The 21,473-nt window shown below is 71.8% G+C and carries 24 protein-coding genes; 8 read left to right on the top strand and 16 right to left on the bottom strand.

The window, feature by feature from the left end:
• Window positions 1–174: 174 nt before the first annotated feature.
• Window positions 175–1,233: an aspartate-semialdehyde dehydrogenase gene (locus ABZ490_RS38790; protein ID WP_359001547.1), complete on the bottom strand. Its 1,059-nt coding sequence runs from the start codon at window positions 1,231–1,233 to the stop codon at window positions 175–177.
• A complete protein-coding gene (locus tag ABZ490_RS38795) occupies window positions 1,233–2,504 on the bottom strand; it encodes an aspartate kinase (RefSeq protein WP_359001550.1) in 1,272 nt (423 codons plus the stop codon). The genes ABZ490_RS38790 and ABZ490_RS38795 overlap by 1 nt, the downstream gene beginning before the upstream one ends.
• Window positions 2,505–2,722: 218 nt before the next feature.
• Between ABZ490_RS38795 and ABZ490_RS38800 the strand changes: the two genes are divergently transcribed.
• A complete protein-coding gene (locus ABZ490_RS38800; RefSeq protein ID WP_359001554.1) occupies window positions 2,723–3,391 on the top strand; it encodes a response regulator transcription factor in 669 nt (222 codons plus the stop codon).
• Window positions 3,388–4,749 (top strand): HAMP domain-containing sensor histidine kinase, encoded by a 1,362-nt coding sequence (locus ABZ490_RS38805; RefSeq protein ID WP_359001557.1) that lies wholly within the window; start codon window positions 3,388–3,390, stop codon window positions 4,747–4,749. The genes ABZ490_RS38800 and ABZ490_RS38805 overlap by 4 nt, the downstream gene beginning before the upstream one ends.
• Before the next feature lie 16 nt (window positions 4,750–4,765).
• Here the strand turns inward: ABZ490_RS38805 and ABZ490_RS38810 are convergent, their stop codons facing one another.
• The gene (locus ABZ490_RS38810; RefSeq protein WP_359001560.1) at window positions 4,766–5,272 is read right to left on the bottom strand and encodes an SgcJ/EcaC family oxidoreductase; all 507 of its coding nucleotides are present in this window, start codon (window positions 5,270–5,272) and stop codon (window positions 4,766–4,768) included.
• Window positions 5,273–5,380: 108 nt separating this feature from the next.
• The gene (locus ABZ490_RS38815) at window positions 5,381–5,563 is read right to left on the bottom strand and encodes a hypothetical protein (RefSeq protein WP_359001563.1); all 183 of its coding nucleotides are present in this window, start codon (window positions 5,561–5,563) and stop codon (window positions 5,381–5,383) included.
• Window positions 5,564–5,683: 120 nt separating this feature from the next.
• Here ABZ490_RS38815 and ABZ490_RS38820 point away from each other — a divergent pair, with 120 nt between their 5' ends.
• Entirely contained in the window at window positions 5,684–6,409 is a 726-nt protein-coding gene (locus ABZ490_RS38820; RefSeq protein WP_359001566.1) for a sulfite exporter TauE/SafE family protein, read from the top strand.
• Between the two features lie 21 nt (window positions 6,410–6,430).
• Here ABZ490_RS38820 and ABZ490_RS38825 read toward each other — a convergent pair whose 3' ends face one another.
• From ABZ490_RS38825 to ABZ490_RS38835, 3 genes are read right to left on the bottom strand one after another with little or no spacing between them, the layout of a single operon-like run.
• Window positions 6,431–7,093: a DUF5063 domain-containing protein gene (locus tag ABZ490_RS38825; RefSeq protein WP_359001569.1), complete on the bottom strand. Its 663-nt coding sequence runs from the start codon at window positions 7,091–7,093 to the stop codon at window positions 6,431–6,433.
• Window positions 7,086–7,685: a recombination mediator RecR gene (recR, locus tag ABZ490_RS38830; RefSeq protein ID WP_359001572.1), complete on the bottom strand. Its 600-nt coding sequence runs from the start codon at window positions 7,683–7,685 to the stop codon at window positions 7,086–7,088. The genes ABZ490_RS38825 and recR overlap by 8 nt, the downstream gene beginning before the upstream one ends.
• 59 nt (window positions 7,686–7,744) lie before the next feature.
• Window positions 7,745–8,089, bottom strand: a complete 345-nt coding sequence (locus ABZ490_RS38835) for a YbaB/EbfC family nucleoid-associated protein (RefSeq protein ID WP_359001575.1) — start codon at window positions 8,087–8,089, stop codon at window positions 7,745–7,747.
• A gap of 231 nt (window positions 8,090–8,320) precedes the next feature.
• On the opposite strand from ABZ490_RS38835, the gene ABZ490_RS38840 reads away from it, so the two are divergent.
• Complete coding sequence (locus ABZ490_RS38840; RefSeq protein ID WP_359001578.1) at window positions 8,321–9,067, top strand: SLATT domain-containing protein; 747 nt, start codon at window positions 8,321–8,323, stop codon at window positions 9,065–9,067.
• Between the two features lie 12 nt (window positions 9,068–9,079).
• On the opposite strand, the gene ABZ490_RS38845 is transcribed toward ABZ490_RS38840, so the two are convergent.
• The 4 genes from ABZ490_RS38845 to ABZ490_RS38860 all read right to left on the bottom strand — a co-directional run bounded on the left by ABZ490_RS38845 (window position 9,080) and on the right by ABZ490_RS38860 (window position 13,766).
• Entirely contained in the window at window positions 9,080–10,609 is a 1,530-nt protein-coding gene (locus ABZ490_RS38845) for a substrate-binding domain-containing protein (RefSeq protein ID WP_359001581.1), read from the bottom strand.
• Between the two features lie 98 nt (window positions 10,610–10,707).
• The gene (locus ABZ490_RS38850) at window positions 10,708–12,609 is read right to left on the bottom strand and encodes a serine/threonine-protein kinase (protein ID WP_359001584.1); all 1,902 of its coding nucleotides are present in this window, start codon (window positions 12,607–12,609) and stop codon (window positions 10,708–10,710) included.
• Between the two features lie 78 nt (window positions 12,610–12,687).
• Complete coding sequence (locus ABZ490_RS38855; RefSeq protein WP_359001587.1) at window positions 12,688–13,161, bottom strand: helix-turn-helix domain-containing protein; 474 nt, start codon at window positions 13,159–13,161, stop codon at window positions 12,688–12,690.
• Window positions 13,158–13,766 carry a type 1 glutamine amidotransferase family protein gene (locus ABZ490_RS38860; protein ID WP_359001590.1) on the bottom strand — a complete coding sequence of 203 codons (609 nt, stop codon included), beginning with the start codon at window positions 13,764–13,766 and terminating at the stop codon, window positions 13,158–13,160. The genes ABZ490_RS38855 and ABZ490_RS38860 overlap by 4 nt, the downstream gene beginning before the upstream one ends.
• Window positions 13,767–13,932: 166 nt before the next feature.
• Between ABZ490_RS38860 and ABZ490_RS38865 the strand changes: the two genes are divergently transcribed.
• The 4 genes from ABZ490_RS38865 (at window position 13,933) to ABZ490_RS38880 (ending at window position 19,205) form a co-directional block, all read left to right on the top strand.
• Complete coding sequence (locus tag ABZ490_RS38865) at window positions 13,933–15,288, top strand: aspartate aminotransferase family protein (RefSeq protein WP_359001594.1); 1,356 nt, start codon at window positions 13,933–13,935, stop codon at window positions 15,286–15,288.
• Between the two features lie 135 nt (window positions 15,289–15,423).
• Entirely contained in the window at window positions 15,424–16,128 is a 705-nt protein-coding gene (locus tag ABZ490_RS38870) for a GntR family transcriptional regulator (RefSeq protein WP_359001597.1), read from the top strand.
• On the top strand, window positions 16,125–18,536 hold the full coding sequence (locus ABZ490_RS38875) for a glycosyltransferase (protein WP_359001600.1): 2,412 nt from the start codon (window positions 16,125–16,127) through the stop codon (window positions 18,534–18,536). Before ABZ490_RS38870 ends, ABZ490_RS38875 begins: the two co-directional genes overlap by 4 nt.
• Before the next feature lie 18 nt (window positions 18,537–18,554).
• Window positions 18,555–19,205, top strand: a complete 651-nt coding sequence (locus ABZ490_RS38880) for a hypothetical protein (protein ID WP_359001603.1) — start codon at window positions 18,555–18,557, stop codon at window positions 19,203–19,205.
• Between the two features lie 9 nt (window positions 19,206–19,214).
• Here the strand turns inward: ABZ490_RS38880 and ABZ490_RS38885 are convergent, their stop codons facing one another.
• The 5 genes from ABZ490_RS38885 to ABZ490_RS38905 all read right to left on the bottom strand — a co-directional run.
• Window positions 19,215–19,508 carry a hypothetical protein gene (locus tag ABZ490_RS38885; protein ID WP_359001605.1) on the bottom strand — a complete coding sequence of 98 codons (294 nt, stop codon included), beginning with the start codon at window positions 19,506–19,508 and terminating at the stop codon, window positions 19,215–19,217.
• 105 nt (window positions 19,509–19,613) lie between these two features.
• Entirely contained in the window at window positions 19,614–20,063 is a 450-nt protein-coding gene (locus ABZ490_RS38890) for a hypothetical protein (RefSeq protein WP_359001608.1), read from the bottom strand.
• Window positions 20,063–20,329, bottom strand: coding sequence for a hypothetical protein (locus ABZ490_RS38895; RefSeq protein ID WP_359001611.1), 267 nt, complete (start codon window positions 20,327–20,329; stop codon window positions 20,063–20,065). The genes ABZ490_RS38890 and ABZ490_RS38895 overlap by 1 nt, the downstream gene beginning before the upstream one ends.
• Window positions 20,330–20,444: 115 nt before the next feature.
• Window positions 20,445–20,876: a hypothetical protein gene (locus tag ABZ490_RS38900; RefSeq protein WP_359001614.1), complete on the bottom strand. Its 432-nt coding sequence runs from the start codon at window positions 20,874–20,876 to the stop codon at window positions 20,445–20,447.
• Between the two features lie 371 nt (window positions 20,877–21,247).
• On the bottom strand, window positions 21,248–21,473 hold a 226-nt coding region (locus ABZ490_RS38905), incomplete at its 5' end, for a zinc ribbon domain-containing protein (protein WP_359001617.1).

The raw sequence follows: 21,473 nt of genomic DNA on the forward strand, positions 1-21,473 counted from the left end.
CGGGACCGCAAAGACGCTCCCCGCCCTGCGCGCGGTTGCACAGAACGGGGAGGAAGTCTTCGGCAATCTTCAGACGACAACGCTGTCCGAGACAAGTACTTGAACCATCGACCGGCTCACACTTTGCCATGCCCCTGGCCAGGGGCTTTTGGCGGACCGTTCCTGACCGGCGGGTCAGTTGCGCTCGGCCGCCACCAGCTCGGCGATCTGCGCGGCGTTCAGGGCGGCGCCTTTGCGCAGATTGTCCCCGCAGACGAACAGTTCCAGGGCGGTCGGGTCGTCCAGGGCCCGGCGGACCCGGCCCACCCAGGTCGGGTCGGTGCCGACGACGTCGGCGGGCGTGGGGAACTCCCCCGCCTCCGGGTTGTCGAACAGGACGACCCCGGGCGCGGTGGCGATGATCTCGCGGGCGCCGTCCACGGTGACCGTGTCCTGGAAGCGGGCGTGCACGGTGAGGGAGTGCGTGGTGACGACCGGCACCCGGACACAGGTCACGGCCACCGGCAGCTTCGGCAGTCCGAGGATCTTGCGGGACTCGTCCCGCACCTTCATCTCCTCCGAGGACCAGCCGTCCTCACGGGGCGTCCCGGCCCACGGTACGACGTTCAGCGCGACCGGCTCCGGGAACGGCCCGGTGTTCTCGCCGACGGCCCGCCGCACGTCACCGGGGCAGGTCCCCAGCTCGGTCCCGGCGACCAGCGCGATCTGCTGCCGGAGCGTCTCCACCCCGGCCCGGCCGGCCCCGCTGACCGCCTGGTACGAGGAGACCACCAGCTCGCGCAGCCCGTACGCGGCGTGCAGCGCGCCCAGGGCGACGATCATCGACAGGGTGGTGCAGTTGGGGTTGGCGACGATCCCGCGCGGCCGGATGTGCACGGCGTGCGGATTGACCTCCGGGACGACCAGGGGCACGTCCGGGTCCATCCGGAAGGCGCCGGAGTTGTCCACGACGACCACGCCCTTGGCGGCGGCGATCGGCGCCCACTGAGCGGCGATCTCGTCCGGGACGTCGAACAGGGCGAGGTCGACCCCGTCGAAGGCCTCCTCCGACAGGGCCGTGACCTCGACCTCCTCGCCGCGCACGGCCAGCTTGCGGCCGGCCGAGCGCGGTGAGGCGACGAGACGGATCTCGCCCCAGATGTCCGCCCGCTGGGACAGGATCTGGAGCATGACGGTGCCGACGGCTCCGGTCGCCCCCACGACCGCGAGCGTCGGCCGGCTGGTGGGGGGCATCAGCGCCCGGTGCCTCCGTAGACGACGGCCTCGTCGCTGTCGGAGTCCAGGCCGAAGGCGGAGTGCACGGCGCGCACGGCCTCGTTGACGTCGTCGGCGCGGGTGACGACCGAGATCCGGATCTCGGAGGTCGAGATGAGCTCGATGTTCACCCCCGCGTCGGACAGGGCGGTGAAGAAGTCCGCGGTGACCCCGGGGTTGGTCTTCATCCCCGCGCCGACCAGCGAGATCTTGCCGATCTGGTCGTCGTAGCGCAGCGAGTCGAAGCCGATGCCCTCCTTGTTCCGCTCCAGCGCGTCGATGGCCTTGCGGCCCTCCGCCTTGGGGAGCGTGAAGGAGATGTCGGTCAGCCCGGTGGAGGCGGCGGACACGTTCTGCACGATCATGTCGATGTTGATCTCGGCGTTCGAGATCGTCCGGAAGATCGCGGCGGCCTCGCCCGGCTTGTCCGGCACACCGACGACCGTGATCTTGGCCTCGGAGGTGTCGTGCGCGACACCGGAGATGATGGCCTGCTCCACCTTGCGGTCCCCAATCGGCTCACTGCTGACCCAGGTGCCCTGAAGTCCGCTGAAGCTGGACCGCACATGGATCGGGATGTTGTAACGGCGGGCGTACTCCACACAGCGGTGGAGCAGCACCTTGGAGCCGGAGGCCGCGAGCTCCAGCATGTCCTCGAAGGCGATCCAGTCGATCTTCCGGGCCTTCTTCACCACCCGCGGGTCGGCGGTGAACACCCCGTCGACGTCGGTGTAGATCTCGCAGACCTCGGCGTCGAGCGCGGCGGCGAGGGCGACGGCGGTCGTGTCGGAGCCACCGCGGCCCAGGGTCGTGATGTCCTTCTTGTCCTGGCTGACACCCTGGAACCCGGCGACGATGGCGATGTTGCCCTTGTCGAGGGACTCCCGGATACGGCCCGGCGTGACATCGATGATCCGGGCTTTGTTGTGGACCGAGTCGGTGATGACGCCTGCCTGGCTGCCGGTGAAGCTCTGGGCCTCGTGGCCCAGGTTTTTGATCGCCATCGCCAGCAGGGCCATGGAGATCCGCTCTCCGGCGGTCAGCAGCATGTCGAACTCACGCCCGGCAGGCATCGGTGACACCTGCTCGGCGAGATCGATCAGCTCGTCCGTCGTGTCGCCCATCGCGGAAACGACGACGACCACCTGGTGGCCGTTCTTCTTCGCTTCCACGATCCGCTTGGCGACGCGCTTGATGCCTTCGGCATCGGCTACGGAGGAGCCTCCGTACTTCTGCACGACAAGGCCCACGTGCGCTCCTCGCTCAGTTTGTCTTCTTTCCGCACATACGCCCTTGTACTGCGGTCGGCTCAGTCTAACGAGCGCCCGAAATCCACCCCCCGAGTACCGCATCGTGAGATGTGATCGCGACGTCCCGGGCGCCCGTTCGCAGACTTCCCTTCCCACTGAAACGGAAGTGATAGCTGTGAATTAAGTTTCAAGCAGTTCTTTCGCACTATCGTGCGGCTGTGCACGTACTCCTGGTGGAAGACGACGAGCCGGTCGCCGAGTCGCTGCGGCGCGGACTGAGGCGCTACGGCTTCGAGGTCGACTGGGTCACCACGGGCGCCGCCGCCCTGGCCCACCGCGACCCCTACGACGTCGTCCTGCTGGACCTGGGGCTGCCCGACACCGACGGCCTCGACGTCTGCAAGGCGCTGCGCGAGCGCGGGAACGTGCCGATCATCGTGATCAGCGCGCGCAGCGACGAGACGGACCGGGTGGTCGGCCTGGAGCTGGGCGCGGACGACTACGTCTCCAAGCCCTTCGGGGTCCGGGAGGTCATCGCCCGGATACGGGCCGTGATGCGGCGCGCGCAGCCCCGTACGGCCGCCGAGAGCGGCCCCGACCGGTACGGCGCACGGCTGACGATCGACCGCAAGGCGGCCCGGGTGCACGTGGACGGCGCGGAGGTCGCCCTCGCGCCCAAGGAGTACGACCTGCTGGCGTTCCTCACCGAGGAGCCGGGCGCGCTGATGTCCCGGGAGCAGATCATGGAAGCGGTCTGGGACGCGAACTGGTTCGGCCCGACCAAGACGCTCGACGTGCATGTGGCGGCCCTGCGGCGCAAGCTCGCGGGGGTCGTCACCATCGAGGCGGTGCGCGGGGTCGGCTTCCGGCTGGAGCTCACGAAGTGAACCGCCAGCTCATCCGCAGCTACATCCTGCTCGTCGCGGTCGCCATCCTGCTGTTCACGGTGCCGGTCGCCTTCACCCTCACCAAGCAGTTGCGGGACGACACCGAGCTGTCGGTCCAGCGCGAGGCCGCCACCATGGCCCTGCTGCTCGGAGCCGGCGACAGCATCTCCTGCGAGGCCCTGGCCGAGGTGGCCAAGGCCTACCGCAAGGAGACCCCCGGCCATGTCCAGGTCACCCCCACCGGCGAGTGCGCCCCCGACCTGCCGAGGCCCGCCGAGGACGCGGCGCTGACCCGGGCCATGGAGAAGGACGAGCCGACCACCGACTGGGGCTCCGACTTCATCTGGGGCAGCCGGCTCAAGGTGACCGTCCCCGCCGCCGACGGAGCGGCGGCCGTACGGATCGTCTACTCGACCTCGGACATGACCCGGCGCCTGTGGTCGATCTGGGGCTTCCGGGCCGGGCTCGCGGTGTTCGTCCTGGCGGCGGCGGCCGCGATCGGCGCGTACGCCGCCCGCCGGATCACCGCGCCGCTGCGCGAACTCAACTCCATGGCCAGCAAGTTCAGCGACGGCGACCTCACCGCGCGCTCCCCCGTGACGGGCCCCGCCGAGACCCAGACCCTCGCCCGCACCCTGAACCAGGGCGCCGAGCGCCTGGACACCCTGGTCGCCTCGCAGCGCATCTTCGTCGCGGACGCCTCCCACCAGCTCCGCACCCCGCTCACCGCCCTGCGGCTGTCGCTGGACAACATCGCGGACGGCGTGGACGACGAGTTCGTACGGGAGGACGTGGAGCAGGCGACGGCCGAGGTGGTCCGGATGAGCCGGCTGGTGAACGGCCTGCTGGTGCTGGCGCGGGCCGAGGCGAAGGTCACGGCCGCGGAGCCGCTGCCCCTCGCGGACATCGTGGCGGAACGCCTGACGGTGTGGAGACCGGCCGCCGACGAGCGCGGAGTCACCATCGCGCTCAGGGGGAGTGGTGTCGACGACCGGCCGTCTGTGCTGGCCAGCCCCGGTCATCTGGACCAGGTGCTGGACAACGTGCTCTCGAACGCGCTGGAGGTCTCGCCGGACGGCGGGACGATCACCGTACGGCTGGAGCCGGGCTCCGGGGCGCGGGAGGTGGTCCTCTCCGTCGCGGACGGCGGACCGGGTATGTCGGACGCGGAGAAGTCACGCGCCTTCGACCGCTTCTGGCGCGGTCAGGGCCTGACCGGACGCTCCGGTTCCGGCCTCGGCCTCGCCGTCGTCAAACAACTGGTGACCGACGACGGCGGGACGGTGGCCCTGACGGACGCGCCGGGCGGGGGCCTGTGCGTGCGGATCACGCTCCGGGCGGCACCCAGGACCGGATGAACCCCGGTGGGGCCGCTCAGCCCTCGGGCATCGCGGAGGAGTGGTGGTTCACGATGAGCCACTTCCCGCCGCGCTTCTCGTACTCGTAGGTGTAACGGGCCTCCACGGCACGCTTCTTGCCGGTGGCCGGGTCGGTGAGCGTGAACTCGTACACACCGGAGTCGAGGGCGGAGTTGCCGTCGAGGACGTTGATGTGCGTCTCGATCTTCTTGCCGACCGGCTTGTTCTGGAGGAAGTGCTCCATGTAGTCGACGATGCCGGCGCGGTCCGTGCGGACCTTGTTGGAGAGGGTGGGCAGCAGGACCGCGTCCTTGGCGTAGCGGTTCGCGACCTTCTCCGGGTCGCCGGTCTGCAGCGCGGCGTTCCAGCCGTCGAAGAGGGCGGCGATCTGCTTCTTGCTCGGCTTGTGGGTCTTGTGGGCCTTCTCGGAGCCGGCCGCACTGACTCCCACCGTCACCGTGGCGGCGGTGACGAGGGCGGTGGCGGTGACGAGGGCGGCGCGTATGCGGGTCTTTCGGGTCATCGCAACTCCTGTGCGGGTGGTGCCTGTTGGGATGACTCAAGACTCGCGTCCGGCCGGTTAGGGCCCGTGCAGCGGTCGTACAGGGGACGTCCAGGGCGCACCCAATTCTCAGGCGCCGGCCCGTCGGCCTCGGAGCAGGCTGACCCCGGCCCCGAGCGACACGACGCCCATGCCCACCGCGGTCAGCACCCCCTGCGACCCCTCCACCACGAAGGGGGCGACGGCGGCGACGGCGAGGTTGAACAGGAAGAGGAACCACAGGACGGGACGGGAGGAGAGGAGCGACTTCATGACGGGAGTCCTTGGGGATTCGGTGACCGGTGACTTCTGCTTGCAGAACCAACGATCCCGTCTGTGACCTGCGCAAAGGAGGGAGCGCACTCCCGAACCGATGGTGTAGTCAGGTACACCATGGACTTACTGTCGCCCTTGCTGCTGCCCTTGATCGTCGTGCTGGGTTCGTGCGTGCAGTGGCTGACCGGCATGGGCTTCGCCCTGGTGGCCGTCCCCGCGCTGATCCTGCTGCTGGGCCCCGCCGAGGGGGTCGTCCTGGCGAACTGCGCGGCGGGCGCGATCTGCGCGGCGGGCCTCGTGGCGGGCCTGCGCCGGGTCCGGCCCGCCGCGATGGTCCCGCTCTGCCTGGCCGCGGCCTGCACGGTCCCGGCCGGCGCCTGGCTGACCCGCCGACTCCCGGAACCCGCACTGCTGTTGGTCATGGGCACCCTGGTGACCCTCGCGACGCTCCTGATCCTGCGCGGCGCCCGGGTCCCCGGCCTGCGCGGCACCCGGGGCGCGGTCGCGGCGGGCGCGGTGGGCGGCTTCATGAACGCGGCGGCGGGCGTCGGCGGACCGCCGGTCTCGCTCTACGCGGTCAACGCGGGCTGGACGGTACGGGAGTTCGTCCCGAACGCCATGTTCTACGGCGTCTTCGTCAACGTCTTCTCGGTAGCGGCGAACGGCCTGCCGTCGCTGACCGGCGGCCAGTGGGCGTCGGTGGGCGTCGCGATGGTGACCGGCGCGGCGCTCGGCAGGGCCCTCGCGGGCCGCCTCCCGGAGCATCGGGCCCGCCTGCTGGTCCTGGGCCTGGCGCTGGCGGGCGGGGTGACGGCGGTGGTGAAGGGGCTGTGGGGGCTGTGATCGGCCCCACGCGAAGGAACGTCAGCCGGCCGGGCGGCTCACACCCAGCTGGTCGCCGATCTCGACCTCCATCACCTTGCCCGCCTCGAACTCCAGGGTGTCGTCGCCCATCCCCTGGTCGGTGTCCAGGCCGTCCAGCTCCTCCAGGGGCTGGTCCAGGCGGATGTGGGCGAGGACGGAGTGCAGCGCGCGCAGGGTGGCGGAGGCGGTGGAGCCCCAGTTGGAGAAGTAGGAGAACTGCCACCACCACAGGGCCTCGGTGGTGCGGCCGGCCCGGTAGTGGGCCATGCCGTGGCGCAGGTCGGTGATCACATCGGCGAGGTCGTCGGAGATCCGGGCCGGGACGGGCGCCTTACGGGGCTCGTAGGGGTCGAAGACCTCGGAGTACACGTCGACCGGGTCGAGCAGCCGGGCGAGGTTCTCGCGGAGTTCGTCCACGTCCGCGTCCGGGCCCGTGTCGGGCTCGTACCGCTCGTCGGGGAGGATGTCCTCGTGGGCACCGAGGCGGCCGCCCGCGAGGAGCAGCTGGGAGACCTCCAGGAGGAGGAAGGGGACGGCTGAGCCCGGCTCGTCGCCCTTGGCCACCTCCGTGACGGCCACCAGGAAGCTCTCCACCTGGTCCGCGATCTGGACCGCGAAGTCGTCCGGGTTCTGGTCGGTCGCGTGCAGCGTGGCGTCAGACATCTAGGAGTCGTCTCCCCTCGAAGGCGCGGCCGAGGGTGACCTCGTCCGCGTATTCCAGGTCGCCACCCACCGGGAGGCCGCTGGCCAGGCGGGTGACCTTCAGGCCCATGGGCTTGATCATGCGGGCGAGGTACGTGGCCGTCGCCTCGCCCTCCAGGTTGGGGTCGGTCGCGAGGATCAGCTCCGTGACCGCGCCGTCCGCCAGGCGGGCCAGCAGCTCCCTGATGCGCAGGTCGTCGGGGCCGACGCCCTCGATCGGGCTGATCGCTCCGCCCAGGACGTGGTAACGGCCGCGGAACTCACGGGTCCGCTCGATCGCCACGACGTCCTTGGGTTCCTCCACGACGCAGATGACGGATACATCGCGGCGAGGATCGCGGCAGATGCCGCACAGCTCCTCCTGCGCCACGTTCCCGCAGGTCGCGCAGAAGCGGACCTTCGCCTTGACCTCCATCAGGGCCTGCGCGAGACGCCGTACGTCCGTCGGTTCCGCCTGGAGGATGTGGAAGGCGATCCGCTGCGCGCTCTTGGGACCGACGCCGGGCAGCCGCCCCAGCTCGTCGATGAGGTCCTGGACCACGCCTTCGTACAACGGACTGCCGTCCTTCCTGGGTTCCTTGCAGTACGTACGGTAGTTGGCCGGGGCCCGTCTTAGAAAGGCAGGCCGGGAATGCCGCTGCCGCCGCCGAGGCCCTGGGCCAGCGGGCCGAGCTTCTGCTGCTGGAGCGTCTGCGCGTTCTGGTTGGCCGCCTGCACGGCCGCGACGATCAGATCGGCGAGCGTCTCGGTGTCCTCGGGGTCCACGGCCTTGGGGTCGATCCGCAGCGCGCGCAGCTCGCCGGAGCCCGTCACCGTCGCCCTCACCAGACCGCCGCCCGCCTGCCCGTCGACCTCGGTGTTCGCGAGCTCCTCCTGGGCGCGTGCCAGGTCCTGCTGCATCTTCTGGGCCTGCTGGAGCAGCTGCTGCATATTGGGCTGGCCACCACCGGGAATCACGATCAGCTCCTGTCTGCGTTTTCCTGTCTGGCACGAGCCTACGTGCTCGATGAGCGCATCGCCCCGCCACTCTTTCGAGTGAGTCTGCGCAGCGGCCTATACCTGATCAAGGCCCACTTCCGGGCGGAAAAGCGACGAAAGCTTCCCCTTCGCCACCCATTGGGAGGTAGGAAGGGTCCGGCACATCAGCATCAGACGTTACGCGGAGTCACTGAGTCATAAGGGAGTGCCGTGGGTCAGCCGGAGATGCAGCCCGAGGGTCCGCCTCAGGACGGGTGGGGCGAGGGTGCGGCCGGGCCGCGGCCGGGCGATCTGACCGGGCGGGCGTTTCCGCTCGGGGACTGGGGCGAACCGGCGGAGCGGCTGGACGAGCTGTACCGGTGGGTGGAGCGGGGGGCGCTCCAGACGACGACCTGGTACCTCACGGACCGGGTGTGGAAGCGGCGGGGGGCCCGGGTGCTGCGCGGCGGGGCGGCGACGGGGGCGGTCGCCGGGGCGGGGCTGCCGCTGCTCGATCTCACCGGGGTGATCGGCGGGGTGGCGCCGTGGGGCTATCTGGCCCTGCTGCTGGCGGTGTCCTGTGTGGCGGTGGACCGGTTCTTCGGGGTGACGTCCGGGTGGATAAGGGATGTGGCGACGGCGCAGGCGGTGCAGCGGCGGCTCCAGCTGCTCCAGTTCGACTGGGCGAGCGAGAGTGTGCGGGAGGTGCTGGGGCCGGCGGAGGGGACGGCGAGCGAGGCCGCGGAGCGGTGTCTGGCGGTGCTGCGGCGGTTCTCCGAGGACGTGATGGAGCTGGTGCGGGCGGAGACCGCGGACTGGATGGTGGAGTTCCGCACCGGGTCGGCGCCGCTGGGGATCCAGTCGGCGGTGGTGTCGGGGGGCCGGCAGGACACGGGGGCCCAGGGCCGGTTTCCGATGCCCCCGGGGACGAACTCCCGGCCGAACATGCCACGTCAGCGCCCGCCGGAGCCGCGGTGAGCGGCTGAGACGCTAGGACGCGCAGAGTTTCAGCCCCTCCGGGGACCAGCACGGCAGGTGGCCGTGGGTGCGGATGACGTCCTGGCCGTTTCCCCGGGTCAGATAGGTGAGGAAGCTGGAGGCGAGGGAGTCGGCCGGGGGGCGGCCGTAGGTGTAGGCGTACTCGATCTCGCGGTACGGGTAGTCGCTGGTGCCGTGCTCGATCGCGTCCACGGAGGGCGGCTCGCCGTCGAGATGGAGGGGGTGCAGCCCCTTCGCGCGCTCGGCGAGGTTGAGCTCGCTGTAGCCGACGGCGCCCGGGGTGGCGGCCACCGTGCTCAGCACCTGCTCGGTGGAGTCGAGTTCGCAGCGCACGACGGGGGACGACGGGTAGTCCTTGTGCGCGCAGTCGGCGGAGGAGTTCTCGATCTCGCCCCGCCCCAGCACCCGCCGCTGGAACACCTGCCGGGTCCCGGAGTTGGCGTCCCGGCTGACGAGGACGACCGGGAGGTCGGGGCCGCCGAGCTGCGTCCAGTTGGTGATCCGGCCGCGGTAGAGGCGGCGTACGGCGGTGGTGGAGAGGTTCTTCAGCCGGATGCCGTCGTTGACGACGAGGGCGAAGACCGACACGGCGACCCGGTTCTCGCGCAGCTCCTCCAGGCCGGCCGGTCTGGGGCCGTCGGAGAGGGCGATCAGCGGCGGCGAGCCCTTCTTCGCCCCGGCGCCCTCGGCCGTCAGCTCACGGATGCCCGCCGTGGAGCCGTGCGCGTCGACCGTGATGACGGCGCCCTCGCAGTCCTCCGCGTAGGCGCGGGCCACCTCCCGGACCACGGGGGCGAACGCGGTCGAGCCGGTCACGGTGAGCGTGCCGCGCTCGCAGCCGATCGGGGGCGGGCTGTCGTCGCGGACGACGACGATCGTCGCCAGGGTCACCACGGACAGCGTGAGCATGACGGAGATCAGCCGGGCGGCCCGGCTGAACAGCGGCGGGGTGTCGTCGGGGGTGGCGCTGCGGTTGGGGTGCACCTCGCCGTCGCGCAGCCCGCCGTAGAGCCGGATGCCGTGGCCGACGTCGCCGCCCGAGAGCAGCACGAGCAGCTTGAAGTGGTCGCCGCGGTTGAGCGGGACGCGCGGGATGCGCAGGGTGTTGCCGTCGTAGCCGAAGCCCCGGTCCGCGGTGAAGTGGTCCATGAGGTGGTCGGTGTCGGTCGGCTGGGTGACCGACACCCCGCGGATGGTGCGGCCGGTGAAGACGGCGGTGAGACCGTGGCGTTCGGGCCCGGTGTAGTCGTCCCGGGCGACGCCCTGCGAGCCGTCGTTCTCGATCCGGAGCAGGACCAGGGTGGCGTCGGCCATGTCGGGGGTCTCGTCGAACAGCCCGAGGCGGCGGTTGGCGCGGCCGGACCGGATGTCGTCGCCGATCGGGTTGTCCATCTGCACCCGGTAGCCGATCCGTTTACGGCGCGGCACCCGGCGCTCGTACCAGACCATGACACCGGACGCGACGATGCCGAGCACCGCCGTCCCGATGGCGACGACGTTCTCCGCGTTCAGCCACTGCACTGTGGGTGCCCCCGCAACTCCCGGCAGCCGTACGTGAGTTCACCGTACGACTGCCCGAGGGCGGATTCCGTTCAGGTCGGCGGACGTTCGCCGGACGTTCACCGGCGGCTGTACGTCAGCTTCTCCCCCGTGTCGGCGTTGACGCGTTGCAGTCTGCCGTCGGCGAGCAGGGTGACCTCGGTGGCGGCACCAGCGGTGCAGGAGGAACGGGGCTTCCCCGAGGTGACGATGGACGGGCCGATCTCCAACGGGCCCTTCCCTGCGGGGCGTTCGGTCAGCTCGGCGGTGAACTCGCAGTGGTACGCGTCCCCGTCGGCGACGAGCGAGAGCACGGCGTCGCCGACCTTGCCCTGCGTGATGGTGAGCTGCCGGGTGTTCTTGCCGGTCTCGTTGTCGATCGTGGTGGTCCAGGTGCCGAGGTAGCCGGCCGGGACCGCGCCGGCGCCCGTCGCGGAGGCGGACGGCGAGGGGGAGGACGAGGACGCGCTCTCCGAGGGGGTGGACTCGGCCGATCCGGTGCCCGCCGAACGGCTCGGCGCCGGGCCCGCCTTCCCGTCCGTGGAGTCGTCGCCGTTGAGCAGCCCGTACACCGACCCGCCGGCCGCGAGCGCGACGACCAGCGCGACCGCCACCAGCAGCACGGTCGTGCGGCCACTGCGCCGCGACGGCTCCGGCTCGTCGTCGTGGGAGGGGTCGTGGGCGGGGCCGCCGACGGGGCCGTAGGGCGGCTCGTAGGAGGCGGGCGGGGTCGGCCCCCCGGGCGGCGGGCCGCCGTACGGCGAGGTGCCGTATCCCGTGCTCCCGTACCCCGTGCTCCCGTACCCCGAGTTCGCGTACGTGTTCCCGTACCCGGTGCCCCCGTACCCCGGGGCCTCCCCCGTGTACGGGTTGGACGCCGACCCGGCGGGGCCGTAACCGGACTGCGGGTGCTGCTGGGTGTGGCCGTACGCCGGGTGCGGTACGGCGGCCGGGGCGGGCGGCGGCGGGGTGCCCGCGCCCGCGACCCTGGTCCGCGGCAGGGCGCCCGGCGTCGCGGGCCCGTCGGCGTACCCCTGCCGGCCGCTGTGCTCCGGGGTGCCCTCCGGGTCCTCCGCATCCAGCAGCCGTACGGCGTGCTGCCCGAGCTGGGCGACCAGCGCGCCCGGCAGCCAGGGGTCGCGGGAGTGGCCGTCGACGAGGGTGTCCCCGGTGCCGGTGCGCTCCAGGATCCAGGGCAGGGAGGGGCGGGCGGCGGGGTCCTTGCGCAGACAGGCGCGGACCAGGTCGGCGATGCCCTCGGGGACGCCGGAGAGGTCGGGTTCCTCCTCGGCGATGCGGAACATCAGGGCGTGCGCCCCACCTTCGGCGCCGCCGAAGGGGAGGACGCCGGTGGCCGCGTAGGCGAGGACGGAGCCCAGGCAGAAGACGTCGCTGGCGGGGGTGACCTGCTCGCCGCGCAGCTGCTCGGGGGCCATGAAGCCGGGTGAGCCGACGACCGCGCCGGTGCGGGTGAGGCCGCTGTCGGTCACCGACTCCAGGGCCCGCGCGACACCGAAGTCGATCACGCGGGGGCCCTCGATGGTGACCATGACGTTGGACGGCTTGAGGTCGCGGTGGACGATCCCGGCGGCGTGGATGTTGGTGAGCGCGTGGGCCAGGCCGGCGGCGAGGATGCGCACCGAGCGCTCGGGCAGCGGGCCGTGGTCGTGGCCGACGACCTGCTGGAGGGTGGGGCCGGCGACATAGCCGGTGGCGACCCAGGGCACGGCGGCCTCGGTGTCGGCGTCGAGGACGGGCGCGGTCCAGAAGCCGCCGACCCGCTGCGCGTTGCGCACCTCCTGCCGGAACCGGGAGCGGAACTCCTCCCGCACGGCCAGCTCCGCCTTGACCAGCTTCACCGCGACGGTCCGCCCGCGGTCGGAACGGGCCAGGTAGACCTGGCCCATGCCGCCCGCGCCCAGCCGTGCGAGCAGCCGGTAGCCGCCGATGCGCTGCGGGTCCTGCGGGCCCAACTTCTCCATCGCAGCGCCACCTCTCGCCCACATGTCTGATCGAGCCGAGAATAAACCGGCCCCTCGGGGAGTCGTGTGGCGCGATGTCTACGGTTCCGTAACGAGGGACTCGGCCTCAGGGTGCTCCAGGCCGTCCAGCACCCCGGCCAGCCGCTCCAGCACCCGTACGGCCTCCGCCAGCTCCGCCTCCCCGTAGGCCGCGGCCAGCCGGTCGGCGAAGGCCGCGTGCCCGGGGCCGATGCGGGCGACCGCCGCGAGCCCCTCGGGGGTGGGCGCGAGCAGCTTCGCCCGGCGGTGGGCCGGGTTGGGGCGGTACTCGGCCAGCCCCTCGCCCACCAGCAGATCGGCGATGCGCTGCACGCTCTGCCGGGTGATGCCCATGACCCGGGCGATGCCGGACACCGGCAGCGGCTCCCTCTGCACCGCCCCCATCACCTGCCACCAGGCGGCGCTGATCCCGGCGGGCCGGGCGAGCTCCTCGGCGACCGCGAGGAACTGGCCGTTCAGCCGGAACACCCCGAGGGCACTGCGGCTGAGCAGCTCCTGGCGCGGTCGGCTCACCGGTCGGCCGTCGCCTTCTCCAGCACGGCGTAGGCCGCCGGGTCGGAGTCGTGGAACAGCCGGTACCAGGCGTCCAGCACCTCGCCCTCGTACACCCCGAGGAGGCCGAGGATCTCCCGGGCGAAGGCGACGGGCTCGGTCGGCCCGGCGGTGATCAGTCCCCCGTCGGTCACGGCGTCGGCGTCGGCGTACCGCTCGCCGCCGCCGTATCCCGTCGCGGCCAGATAGAAGGAGACGGCGCTCGTGTGGTCCCGGTCGTCGAGCAGGCCCTCGCGGGCGAGTCCGGCGGTGGCGCCGCAGATCGCGGCGACGGGCGTACCGGCGGCGAGGAACTCGCGGGCCTTGCGGGCGAAGGGCGCGAGGTCCTCGGAGCTGTCCCAGAGGTCGGCGCCCGGCAGGATCAGCAGACTGCTGTCCTCGGGCCGTACGGCGTCCAGGGCGAGGTCGGGCAGGACACGCAGTCCTCCGATGCTGACCACCGGGTCCTCGGAGGGGCCGACCGTCCGGATCCGGTACCCGGCGCGGGCGAGGTAGGCGGTCGCGTGTCCCGTCTCCCAGTCGGCGAGCGTGTCGTACACGGCGAGATGCACGGGCTGGAGAGTCATGACAACAGGCTGTCATTTGGACAGCAAGCTGTCAATAGTGGCCGATGCCTCCCCGATGCCTCCCCGCCGCCTCCGCGACGCCCGACAACCTGTCGTGGAATCCCCCCGCCGACGGAACAGAACGCCGGTACCGCCGCACCGCACCCCTCTCCTACGCTCACCGGCCATGACCCCTCAGACCGACCCCCGGGCGGGCGCCGCCGTGAAGGCCGTGGACCGTGCGCATGTCTTCCACTCCTGGTCAGCGCAGGAGCTCATCGACCCGCTCGCCGTGGCCGGCGCCGAGGGCTCGTACTTCTGGGACCACGACGGCAAGCGGTACCTCGACCTCACCAGCGGGCTCGTCTACGCCAACATCGGCTACCAGCACCCGAAGGTCGTCGCCGCGATCCAGGAGCAGGCCGCGCGGATGACCACGTTCGCGCCCGCCTTCGCCGTCGAGGCCCGTTCCGAGGCCGCCCGGCTGATCGCCGAGCGCACCCCCGGCGACCTGGACAAGATCTTCTTCACCAACGGCGGCGCGGACGCCGTCGAGCACGCCCTGCGCATGGCCCGGCTGCACACGGGCCGCCCGAAGGTCCTCTCCGCCTACCGCTCCTACCACGGCGGCACCCAGCAGGCGATCAACGTCACCGGCGACCCGCGCCGCTGGGCCTCCGACAGCGCCTCCGCCGGAGTGGTGCACTTCTGGGCGCCCTTCCTCTACCGCTCCCGCTTCTACGCCGAGACCGAGGAGCAGGAGTGCGCGCGGGCGCTGGAGCACCTGGAGACGACGATCGCCTTCGAGGGGCCCGCGACCATCGCCGCGATCATCCTGGAGACCGTCCCCGGCACCGCCGGGATCATGGTGCCGCCGCCGGGCTATCTCGCCGGGGTCCGGGAGATCTGCGACAAGTACGGCATCGTCCTCGTCCTGGACGAGGTCATGGCCGGGTTCGGGCGCACCGGTGAGTGGTTCGCCGCCGACCTGTTCGGGGTCGTCCCCGACCTGATGACCTTCGCCAAGGGCGTGAACAGCGGCTATGTGCCGCTCGGCGGGGTCGCGATCTCCGGCGCGATCGCGGAGACGTTCGCCCGGCGGGCGTACCCGGGCGGGCTGACGTACTCCGGGCACCCGCTGGCCTGTGCCGCCGCCGTCGCCACCATCGAGGTGATGGCGGAGGAGGGGATCGTGGAGAACGCCCGGGGCCTGGGCGCGTCCGTCGTCGAGCCGGGGCTGCGGGCGCTCGCCGAGCGGCACCCCAGTGTCGGCGAGGTGCGGGGCGTGGGCATGTTCTGGGCCCTGGAGCTGGTCAAGGACCGCGAGACACGGGAACCGCTCGTCCCCTACAACGCGGCCGGGGAGGCCAACGCGGCGATGGCGGCCTTCGGCGCGGCCGCGAAGCAGGCCGGGGTGTGGCCTTTCGTGAACATGAACCGGACGCATTTCGTGCCCCCGCTGAATGCCTCGGAATCCGAGCTGAAGGAGGGCCTCGCGGCCCTTGACCAGGCCCTTTCGGTCGCCGACGAGTACACCGGGTAGGCACAGGACGGGGACAGCGGACGCACGCTACGCGTGTAGGGGCTTGAAATCTTCGAACGCGTAAGGTGGCGTGCTCGTACATATCGACGAGCACGCCACTTTCCGTCCCTACGCCCCGAGGGAGACGCCCCGAAGATGCCCGGCAGCAGCGGCAACGGCGCCGTGACGCGCAGCACCCTGCGGCAGCAGATCGCCGACGCGCTCCGCGACGAGGTGCTGGCGGGGAGACTGCAGCCCGGGCAGGAGTTCACGGTCAAGGAGATCGCCGAGCAGTACGGCGTCTCGGCCACCCCGGTCCGCGAGGCGCTGGTGGATCTCTCCGCGCAGGGGCTGCTGGAGGCGGACCAGCACCGGGGGTTCCGGGTCCACGAGTACTCGGTGGAGGACTACCGGGGCATGATCGAGGCGCGCGCGCTGATCATCGAGGGCATGTTCCTGCAGCTGGAGGACGGCCGGGAGTCGGTCCGTGAGTCGGGCTCCCCGGAGCGGGTCGCCGCCGCCATCAACGGGGTGCGCCGGCGCGGCGAGGAGGCCCAGCGGGCCGCGGCCGCCGGTGACCTGACCGTCCTGATCGGCTACGACCTGCGCTTCTGGCGCGAGCTCAGCGACTTCTTCGGCAACCCCTATCTCGCCGACTTCCTGCACCGGCTGCGGGTGCAGACCTGGGTGTGCGCGGTCCAGCACCTGCGGCGGCTGACCGATCTGCGCGGGCATCTGTGGTCAGGCCATACAGATCTCGTCGACGCGCTGTACCGGCGCGACACCGCCACGGCCCGCAGGATGCTCGCCGAGTACAACGCCGACTCCGTCGCCCTGGTCGAGCGGCTGGCGGCCGAATGACGGCGTCGGCCACCGACCGCGAGACCGAGACCGACAGCGGGACCGTCGAGCTGTCCGTGGTCGTCCCGGCCCGGGACGAGGAGCGGCGGCTCGGGCCCACCCTCGACGCCCTGCTGGACCATCTCGAACGGACCGGGGCCCCCTGGGAGATCGTCGTCGTCGACGACGGTTCCACGGACGCCACCGGTGACCTGGTCGCCGCCCGCCGCAACCCGCGCATCCGTACCGTCACCGGTGAGGGCCGGGGCAAGGGGCACGCGCTACGGCTCGGCGTGGCCGCCAGCCGGGGCCGCCGGGTCCTCGTCACGGACGCCGATCTCGCCACCCCCGTGGCCGAGCTGGCACGGCTGGAACAGGCGCTCGCCGAGGGCCACGCGGCGGCCGTGGGCTCCCGCGCCGTGCCGGGCGCCACCCTGGGCGACCGCCAGCACCGGGCCCGCGAACTCCTCGGCAAGGCCGGCAACCGGCTCATACGGGCCACCGCCGTGCGCGGCATCCGGGACACCCAGTGCGGGTTCAAGCTGTTCGACGGCGACAAGGCGCGCGCCGCGTTCGCCGCCTCGCGGGTCGACGGCTGGGCGATCGACGTGGAGGTGCTGCGGCACTTCCAGCGGGCCGACTGGCCGGTCGCCGAGGTGCCGGTGCACTGGTCGCACCGGCCCGGCTCGAAGGTCCGCCCGCCGGACTACCTCCGCTTCCTGCGCGACCTGGCCCGGCTGCGCCGCGCCGACCTGCTGGCGGCCCTCCTCTTCCTGGTCTTCTCCGCCGCCCTCTACTCGGGCCGCGTCCTCGACCCGGCACACCGCTATCTCACGGACTCCCTCCAGGACCAGAACCAGTGGGAGTGGTTCTTCGCGGTGACGGCGGACAACGTCAGCCATCTGCGCAACCCGCTCTTCAGCGACCTCCAGGGCTTCCCCGACGGGGTGAACCTGATGGCCAACACGGCCATGCCGGGTCTCTCCGTGCCGCTGACCCCGCTGACGCTGCTGTGGGGCCCGGCGGTCACGCTCAGCCTGGTGATGACGCTGGGCCTGGCCGCGACCGCCGCCGCCTGGTACCGGCTGATCGCGAAACGCCTGACCCCGCACCGGCCCGCGGCCTTCGTCGGAGCCGCCCTGGCCGCGTTCGCGCCCCCCTTCGTCAGCCACGCCAACGCGCACCCCAACTTCGTCGTCCTCTTCATGATCCCGCTGATCGTCGACCGCGCCCTGCGGCTGTGCACGGGCACCCGGGTCGGCCGGGACGCCGTGATCCTCGGTCTGATGGCGGCGTACCAGTGCTTCCTGGGCGAGGAGCCGCTGCTGCTCGCGGCGATCGGCATGCTCCTGTTCGCGCTCGGCTACACGGCCGTGCGCCCGAGGGAGGCGGCGGCGGCCGTACGCCCCCTGCTGCGCGGCCTGGCGATCGCCGCGGCCGTCTGCCTCCCCCTCCTCGTCTACCCGCTGGCCTGGCAGTTCTCCGGCCCGCAGTCCTACGACGGTATCGACCACGGCACGGCCCCCGGCACCGCCAACTCCCTGCGCGCGCTGCTGACGTTCGCCGAGCGCTCCTGGCTGGCGGGCGACGCCGAGGCCACGAAGGCGCTGTCCCTGAACCCCACCGAGCAGAACGCCTTCTACGGCTGGCCGCTCGCCCTGCTGGCCCTGGCGATCACCGTGCTGCTGTGGCGGCGGCGCCCGCTCGTCCGGGCCCTGGCGGCGACGGTCCTGGGGGCGGCCGTCCTGTCGATGGGCCCCCGTATCGGCGGCGTCCCCGGCCCCTGGGCGCTCCTCGACGGGCTGCCCCTCTTCGAGTCGGTGATCGAGAGCCGGGTGGCGATGATCTGCGGCCCGGTGCTGGGGATGCTGGTCGCCCTGGCGGTGGCGGAGCTGCGGGGACCGCGGCGGGGGGTGCGGTACGCGGGACTGGCCGCCGTGGCCCTCGCCCTGCTCCCCCTCGTCCCCGCCCCGCTGCGGTCCGAGCCGCGCGCCGAGGTGCCCGCGTTCTTCACGGACGGGACCTGGAAGTCGTACGTCCGCGACGGCGAGACGCTCGTCCCCGTGCCGCTCGCCGAGCCCGGCGCCGCCGAGGCCCTGCACTGGCAGACCGCCACCGGGCTCGGTTTCCGGATGCCGGGCGGCTACTTCAACGGGCCGTACGGCGACGGCGACCGCACCGGTGTGTACGGCGTCCCGCTCCGCTTCACGGCGAGTCTGCTCCAGGAAACCCAGTTCACGGGCATCGTCCCGGTGGTCGACACGGCGGCCCGGGAGGCGACGGCGCAGGACCTGGCGTACTGGCGGGCGGGCGCACTCGTGCTGGCCCCGCAGCACCGTGCGGGCGTCCTGCGTGAGACCGTGGACAAGTTGTTGGGCCGACCCGGTAGGCGGGTGCACGGAGTGTGGGTATGGGACCTGCACGACTGACGACTGGAGGAGCCTTCTTTGGCCTGTGACCTGTGGCTGGTACCGCTCGTCGACGTGTTGTGCCACACCCCCGACAACCCGTTCGCCGACGAACTCGCGCAGTACAACAAGGTGCTGGCGGAGGCGGGGCTGCCGCCGGTGCCGGTGTTCCAGTACATGCCGGGGCTGACCGGGGAGGTCGCCCCGGTGGCCGGCTTCGACTACGACGCGCTGCACTTCCTGCGCCGCGCCTATCTGCTCCAGGTGTGCGGGCTGCCGGTGACCCCGGTCGACGAACTGGGCGGCGACTACGAACAGCTCCTGGAGATGTTCGAGTCCACCGCCCAGCAGTCCCACCTGGTCTGGCACTACGACCACGCGGGCGCGTACGTCCCGGTGGACTTCCCGCACCCGCTCTCGAACGACGACCTCCTCGCCGGGGGCGGCCCCCTGGGCTCCTCCCGCTCCCTGCTCCGGGAGCTGGAGTTCGTCGCCCCGTCGATCGGCATCGACCCGGCGAACCCGCCGGCGCCGCCCCAGGCGCCCTCGGCGCCGACGGAGTTGGAGGAACCGGCGGTGCCCGCGCCGTACGATCCCAGCCCCTTCGCCCGGGAGCGGCACGTCTGGCTGGGGCTGCACGCGGCGGCGACCCGGAGTCTGGCGCAGGGGTCGATGATCGTGTTCAGCTGACGCCCGAGGTCAACGCCCGAGCCGGGAGAGCCCCTTCTGGACGTCCTCCATGTTCATCACCGGCGTGTAGGTGAGGTCGGCGCCCAGCTCCAGGAAGAACGGCTCGCTGATCACCGGCATGTCGGACGGGTCCGCCATGTCGAAGAACACGTAGGCGGTCCGGCGTCCGCCGTCCGCCGTGAAGTAGGCCGCCTCGGGCTTGATCTGCGCCATGGACTCCTCGATCAGCTTCCCGAGAGTCCCGTTCCGGATCAGCTCGTTGGCCCTCTCCGTATCCATGGACGCCCTCATCATCATGCGCATCGCGGTCACCTTCTTCTGCTGCTTCGGTCGACGCGCGCGGGTGGCGATTTCAGGATATGCCCGGCGAAAGGGGGGCGCTCCCTGCCGGGGGGGCGCCCCTTGGGGTCACGCCTGTTCGACGATACGGATGGTCCGGATGCCGGTTCCGCGGTAGCGCGTCGGCGTCCTGGTCAGGACGGGACGGCCGTGCGGCCACTCGACGGTCGGCAGCGCGAGGTGCAGCACATGGGCACCGCTCCAGTCGTCCTCGGCCTTGCCGTCCGGCTCCTCACCCTCGGCGGCCGCCGTCCTCAGCCGTTTGCCCACGGAGGAGGCCGCCGCGAAGTCCAGTCCCTCGATGTTCACGGACGGCAGCGCGCCCACGTGTTCGGCGACTCCGGCACGCTCGCGCTCGGCTGCGGCGAGGCTCAGCGCGGGAATGTACACGCGCAACGCCGGGTCCTTCTCGGCCTCGACGACCAGCCGCGAAGCCATGCTGTTTCCCGCTCCCAGGGCGAGCGCAGCGGTGTCGTCGAAGATGACCGCACGCGGCAGCGGGTATCGCTTCTCGTCCATCACTGGACCTCCCCGATGCGCCCGGCCTCGAGGTCGGCCCACAGCTTCTCGCCGGCCTTCTCGTCCTCCTCGGTGTAGGGCCTGCCGAGGAAGTGCTCCTCCACGTACGCCCTGGTCTCCTCGTACTGCTTGCGCAGCTCTTCCTTGGTGGGAGTGGCCCCGGCCAGCTGAGCGACCAGGTCACGCATGCTCATCCCGCGCTCCCGGGCGAGCTCCTGGAGACGGTCACGGACGGCGGGGTCGACCTTGATCGTGGTGTCAGCCATGAGCACAGTATACCGGCGGTATACCACCTCAGGGCGTTCGAGTACGACGGTCATCGACGCTCCGTTTCTTTCGAAGGACCCGGCGGACGGTTGCCGGCCGGGAGTCTGCGTGTGGCTACGCGGGCGCGGGCTGCCCGCGCAGCAGCGCGCGAACCGTCGCGCCGCCCCGGCGGGCCGCGTCCCGGAACGCCTCCGCGCCGGGCCTGCGGAGGGCGATCTCGACGGTCGTCGCGGGGGTCGGCGTCGGCGGAGCCGGGCGCTTGCGGCGCAGCCGGTCCTCGACCAGGGCCCGCGCGGAGTGGATCCGGGAGGGCAGACCGTCGGTCAAAGCGGCCCGCACCTGCGCGCCGTTCGCCCCCGCGTCCCACCACGCCTCCACGAGCGGCGCGAGCCGCAGCGCCTCGGCGGCACCGAGGGTGAGCCCTGGGTGCGTCCGGCCGAGCGAGCCGAGGAACCGGGCGGCAGCCGCGGTGCGTTCGCTCGGCTCCGGCTCCTCCGGCTCCTCCCGCTCCGGCTCGGACGGCGGGGAGGGAGGTTCTTGTTCCACCGTGTTTTCCCCCGAAGGGGTAGCGCCCTCGGCCGCGCCTCCCGACTCACCGGAGGCCCGGTCCTGAACTTTTTCAGGTTCACCCGCCGGGGGCTCGTCCTCGTACGGAGTATCGAAAACCTCGTACATCGTGGAGAACTGACGTGTCACCGGATCCTGCCGCACCACCCGCCGCAGATACCGGGATTCCTCCAGCTCACGCAGGGCGGAAGCGATCCGCGCCCGCCCCTCCTTGCGCTGCTCGGCGAGGGTTCGGATCGTGGCGCGGGCGCCGTTCGGGAGGCTGAGGAGGTACGTCAGTACGCCTACCGCGCACCAGGAGAGGCTCCGGTCGCGAAGAAGGGCGTTCGAGAAGAGTCAACGACCCGGGACTAAAGTCCCGGGCTTGCACAGCGGGCGCCACTGGGTGTGGTGCTGCGCTTGCGTCCTGTCCCGCCCTCGGGTGTCGGGGGTGGGTCTGGGGCGGTTGACTGCGCCCCGCGTCGCCACAACTCTTCCGCCTGCCGGCGGATGTTGCGGGAGCTGTTGCGGTCCGCGTGATCAACGAATCCACAGGACCGGCACGCGAACCAGGCCTGGGAGACCCGGTTCGCTCTG

Source organism: Streptomyces sp. NPDC005811, assembly GCF_040630405.1.
Lineage (GTDB): Bacteria > Actinomycetota > Actinomycetes > Streptomycetales > Streptomycetaceae > Streptomyces.

Excerpts from the sequence above, each read along its gene's own strand:
- ABZ490_RS38790 (WP_359001547.1), bottom strand. The coding sequence starts at position 1,233 with ATGCCCCCCACCAGCCGGCCGACGCTCGCGGTCGTGGGGGCGACCGGA.
- ABZ490_RS38810 (WP_359001560.1), bottom strand. The coding sequence starts at position 5,272 with ATGACCCGAAAGACCCGCATACGCGCCGCCCTCGTCACCGCCACCGCC.
- ABZ490_RS38815 (WP_359001563.1), bottom strand. The coding sequence starts at position 5,563 with ATGAAGTCGCTCCTCTCCTCCCGTCCCGTCCTGTGGTTCCTCTTCCTG.
- ABZ490_RS38820 (WP_359001566.1), top strand. The coding sequence starts at position 5,684 with ATGGACTTACTGTCGCCCTTGCTGCTGCCCTTGATCGTCGTGCTGGGT.
- ABZ490_RS38825 (WP_359001569.1), bottom strand. The coding sequence starts at position 7,093 with ATGTCTGACGCCACGCTGCACGCGACCGACCAGAACCCGGACGACTTC.
- ABZ490_RS38850 (WP_359001584.1), bottom strand. The coding sequence starts at position 12,609 with ATGGAGAAGTTGGGCCCGCAGGACCCGCAGCGCATCGGCGGCTACCGG.
- ABZ490_RS38860 (WP_359001590.1), bottom strand. The coding sequence starts at position 13,766 with ATGACTCTCCAGCCCGTGCATCTCGCCGTGTACGACACGCTCGCCGAC.
- ABZ490_RS38865 (WP_359001594.1), top strand. The coding sequence starts at position 13,933 with ATGACCCCTCAGACCGACCCCCGGGCGGGCGCCGCCGTGAAGGCCGTG.
- ABZ490_RS38870 (WP_359001597.1), top strand. The coding sequence starts at position 15,424 with ATGCCCGGCAGCAGCGGCAACGGCGCCGTGACGCGCAGCACCCTGCGG.
- ABZ490_RS38875 (WP_359001600.1), top strand. The coding sequence starts at position 16,125 with ATGACGGCGTCGGCCACCGACCGCGAGACCGAGACCGACAGCGGGACC.
- ABZ490_RS38885 (WP_359001605.1), bottom strand. The coding sequence starts at position 19,508 with ATGCGCATGATGATGAGGGCGTCCATGGATACGGAGAGGGCCAACGAG.
- ABZ490_RS38890 (WP_359001608.1), bottom strand. The coding sequence starts at position 20,063 with ATGGACGAGAAGCGATACCCGCTGCCGCGTGCGGTCATCTTCGACGAC.
- ABZ490_RS38895 (WP_359001611.1), bottom strand. The coding sequence starts at position 20,329 with ATGGCTGACACCACGATCAAGGTCGACCCCGCCGTCCGTGACCGTCTC.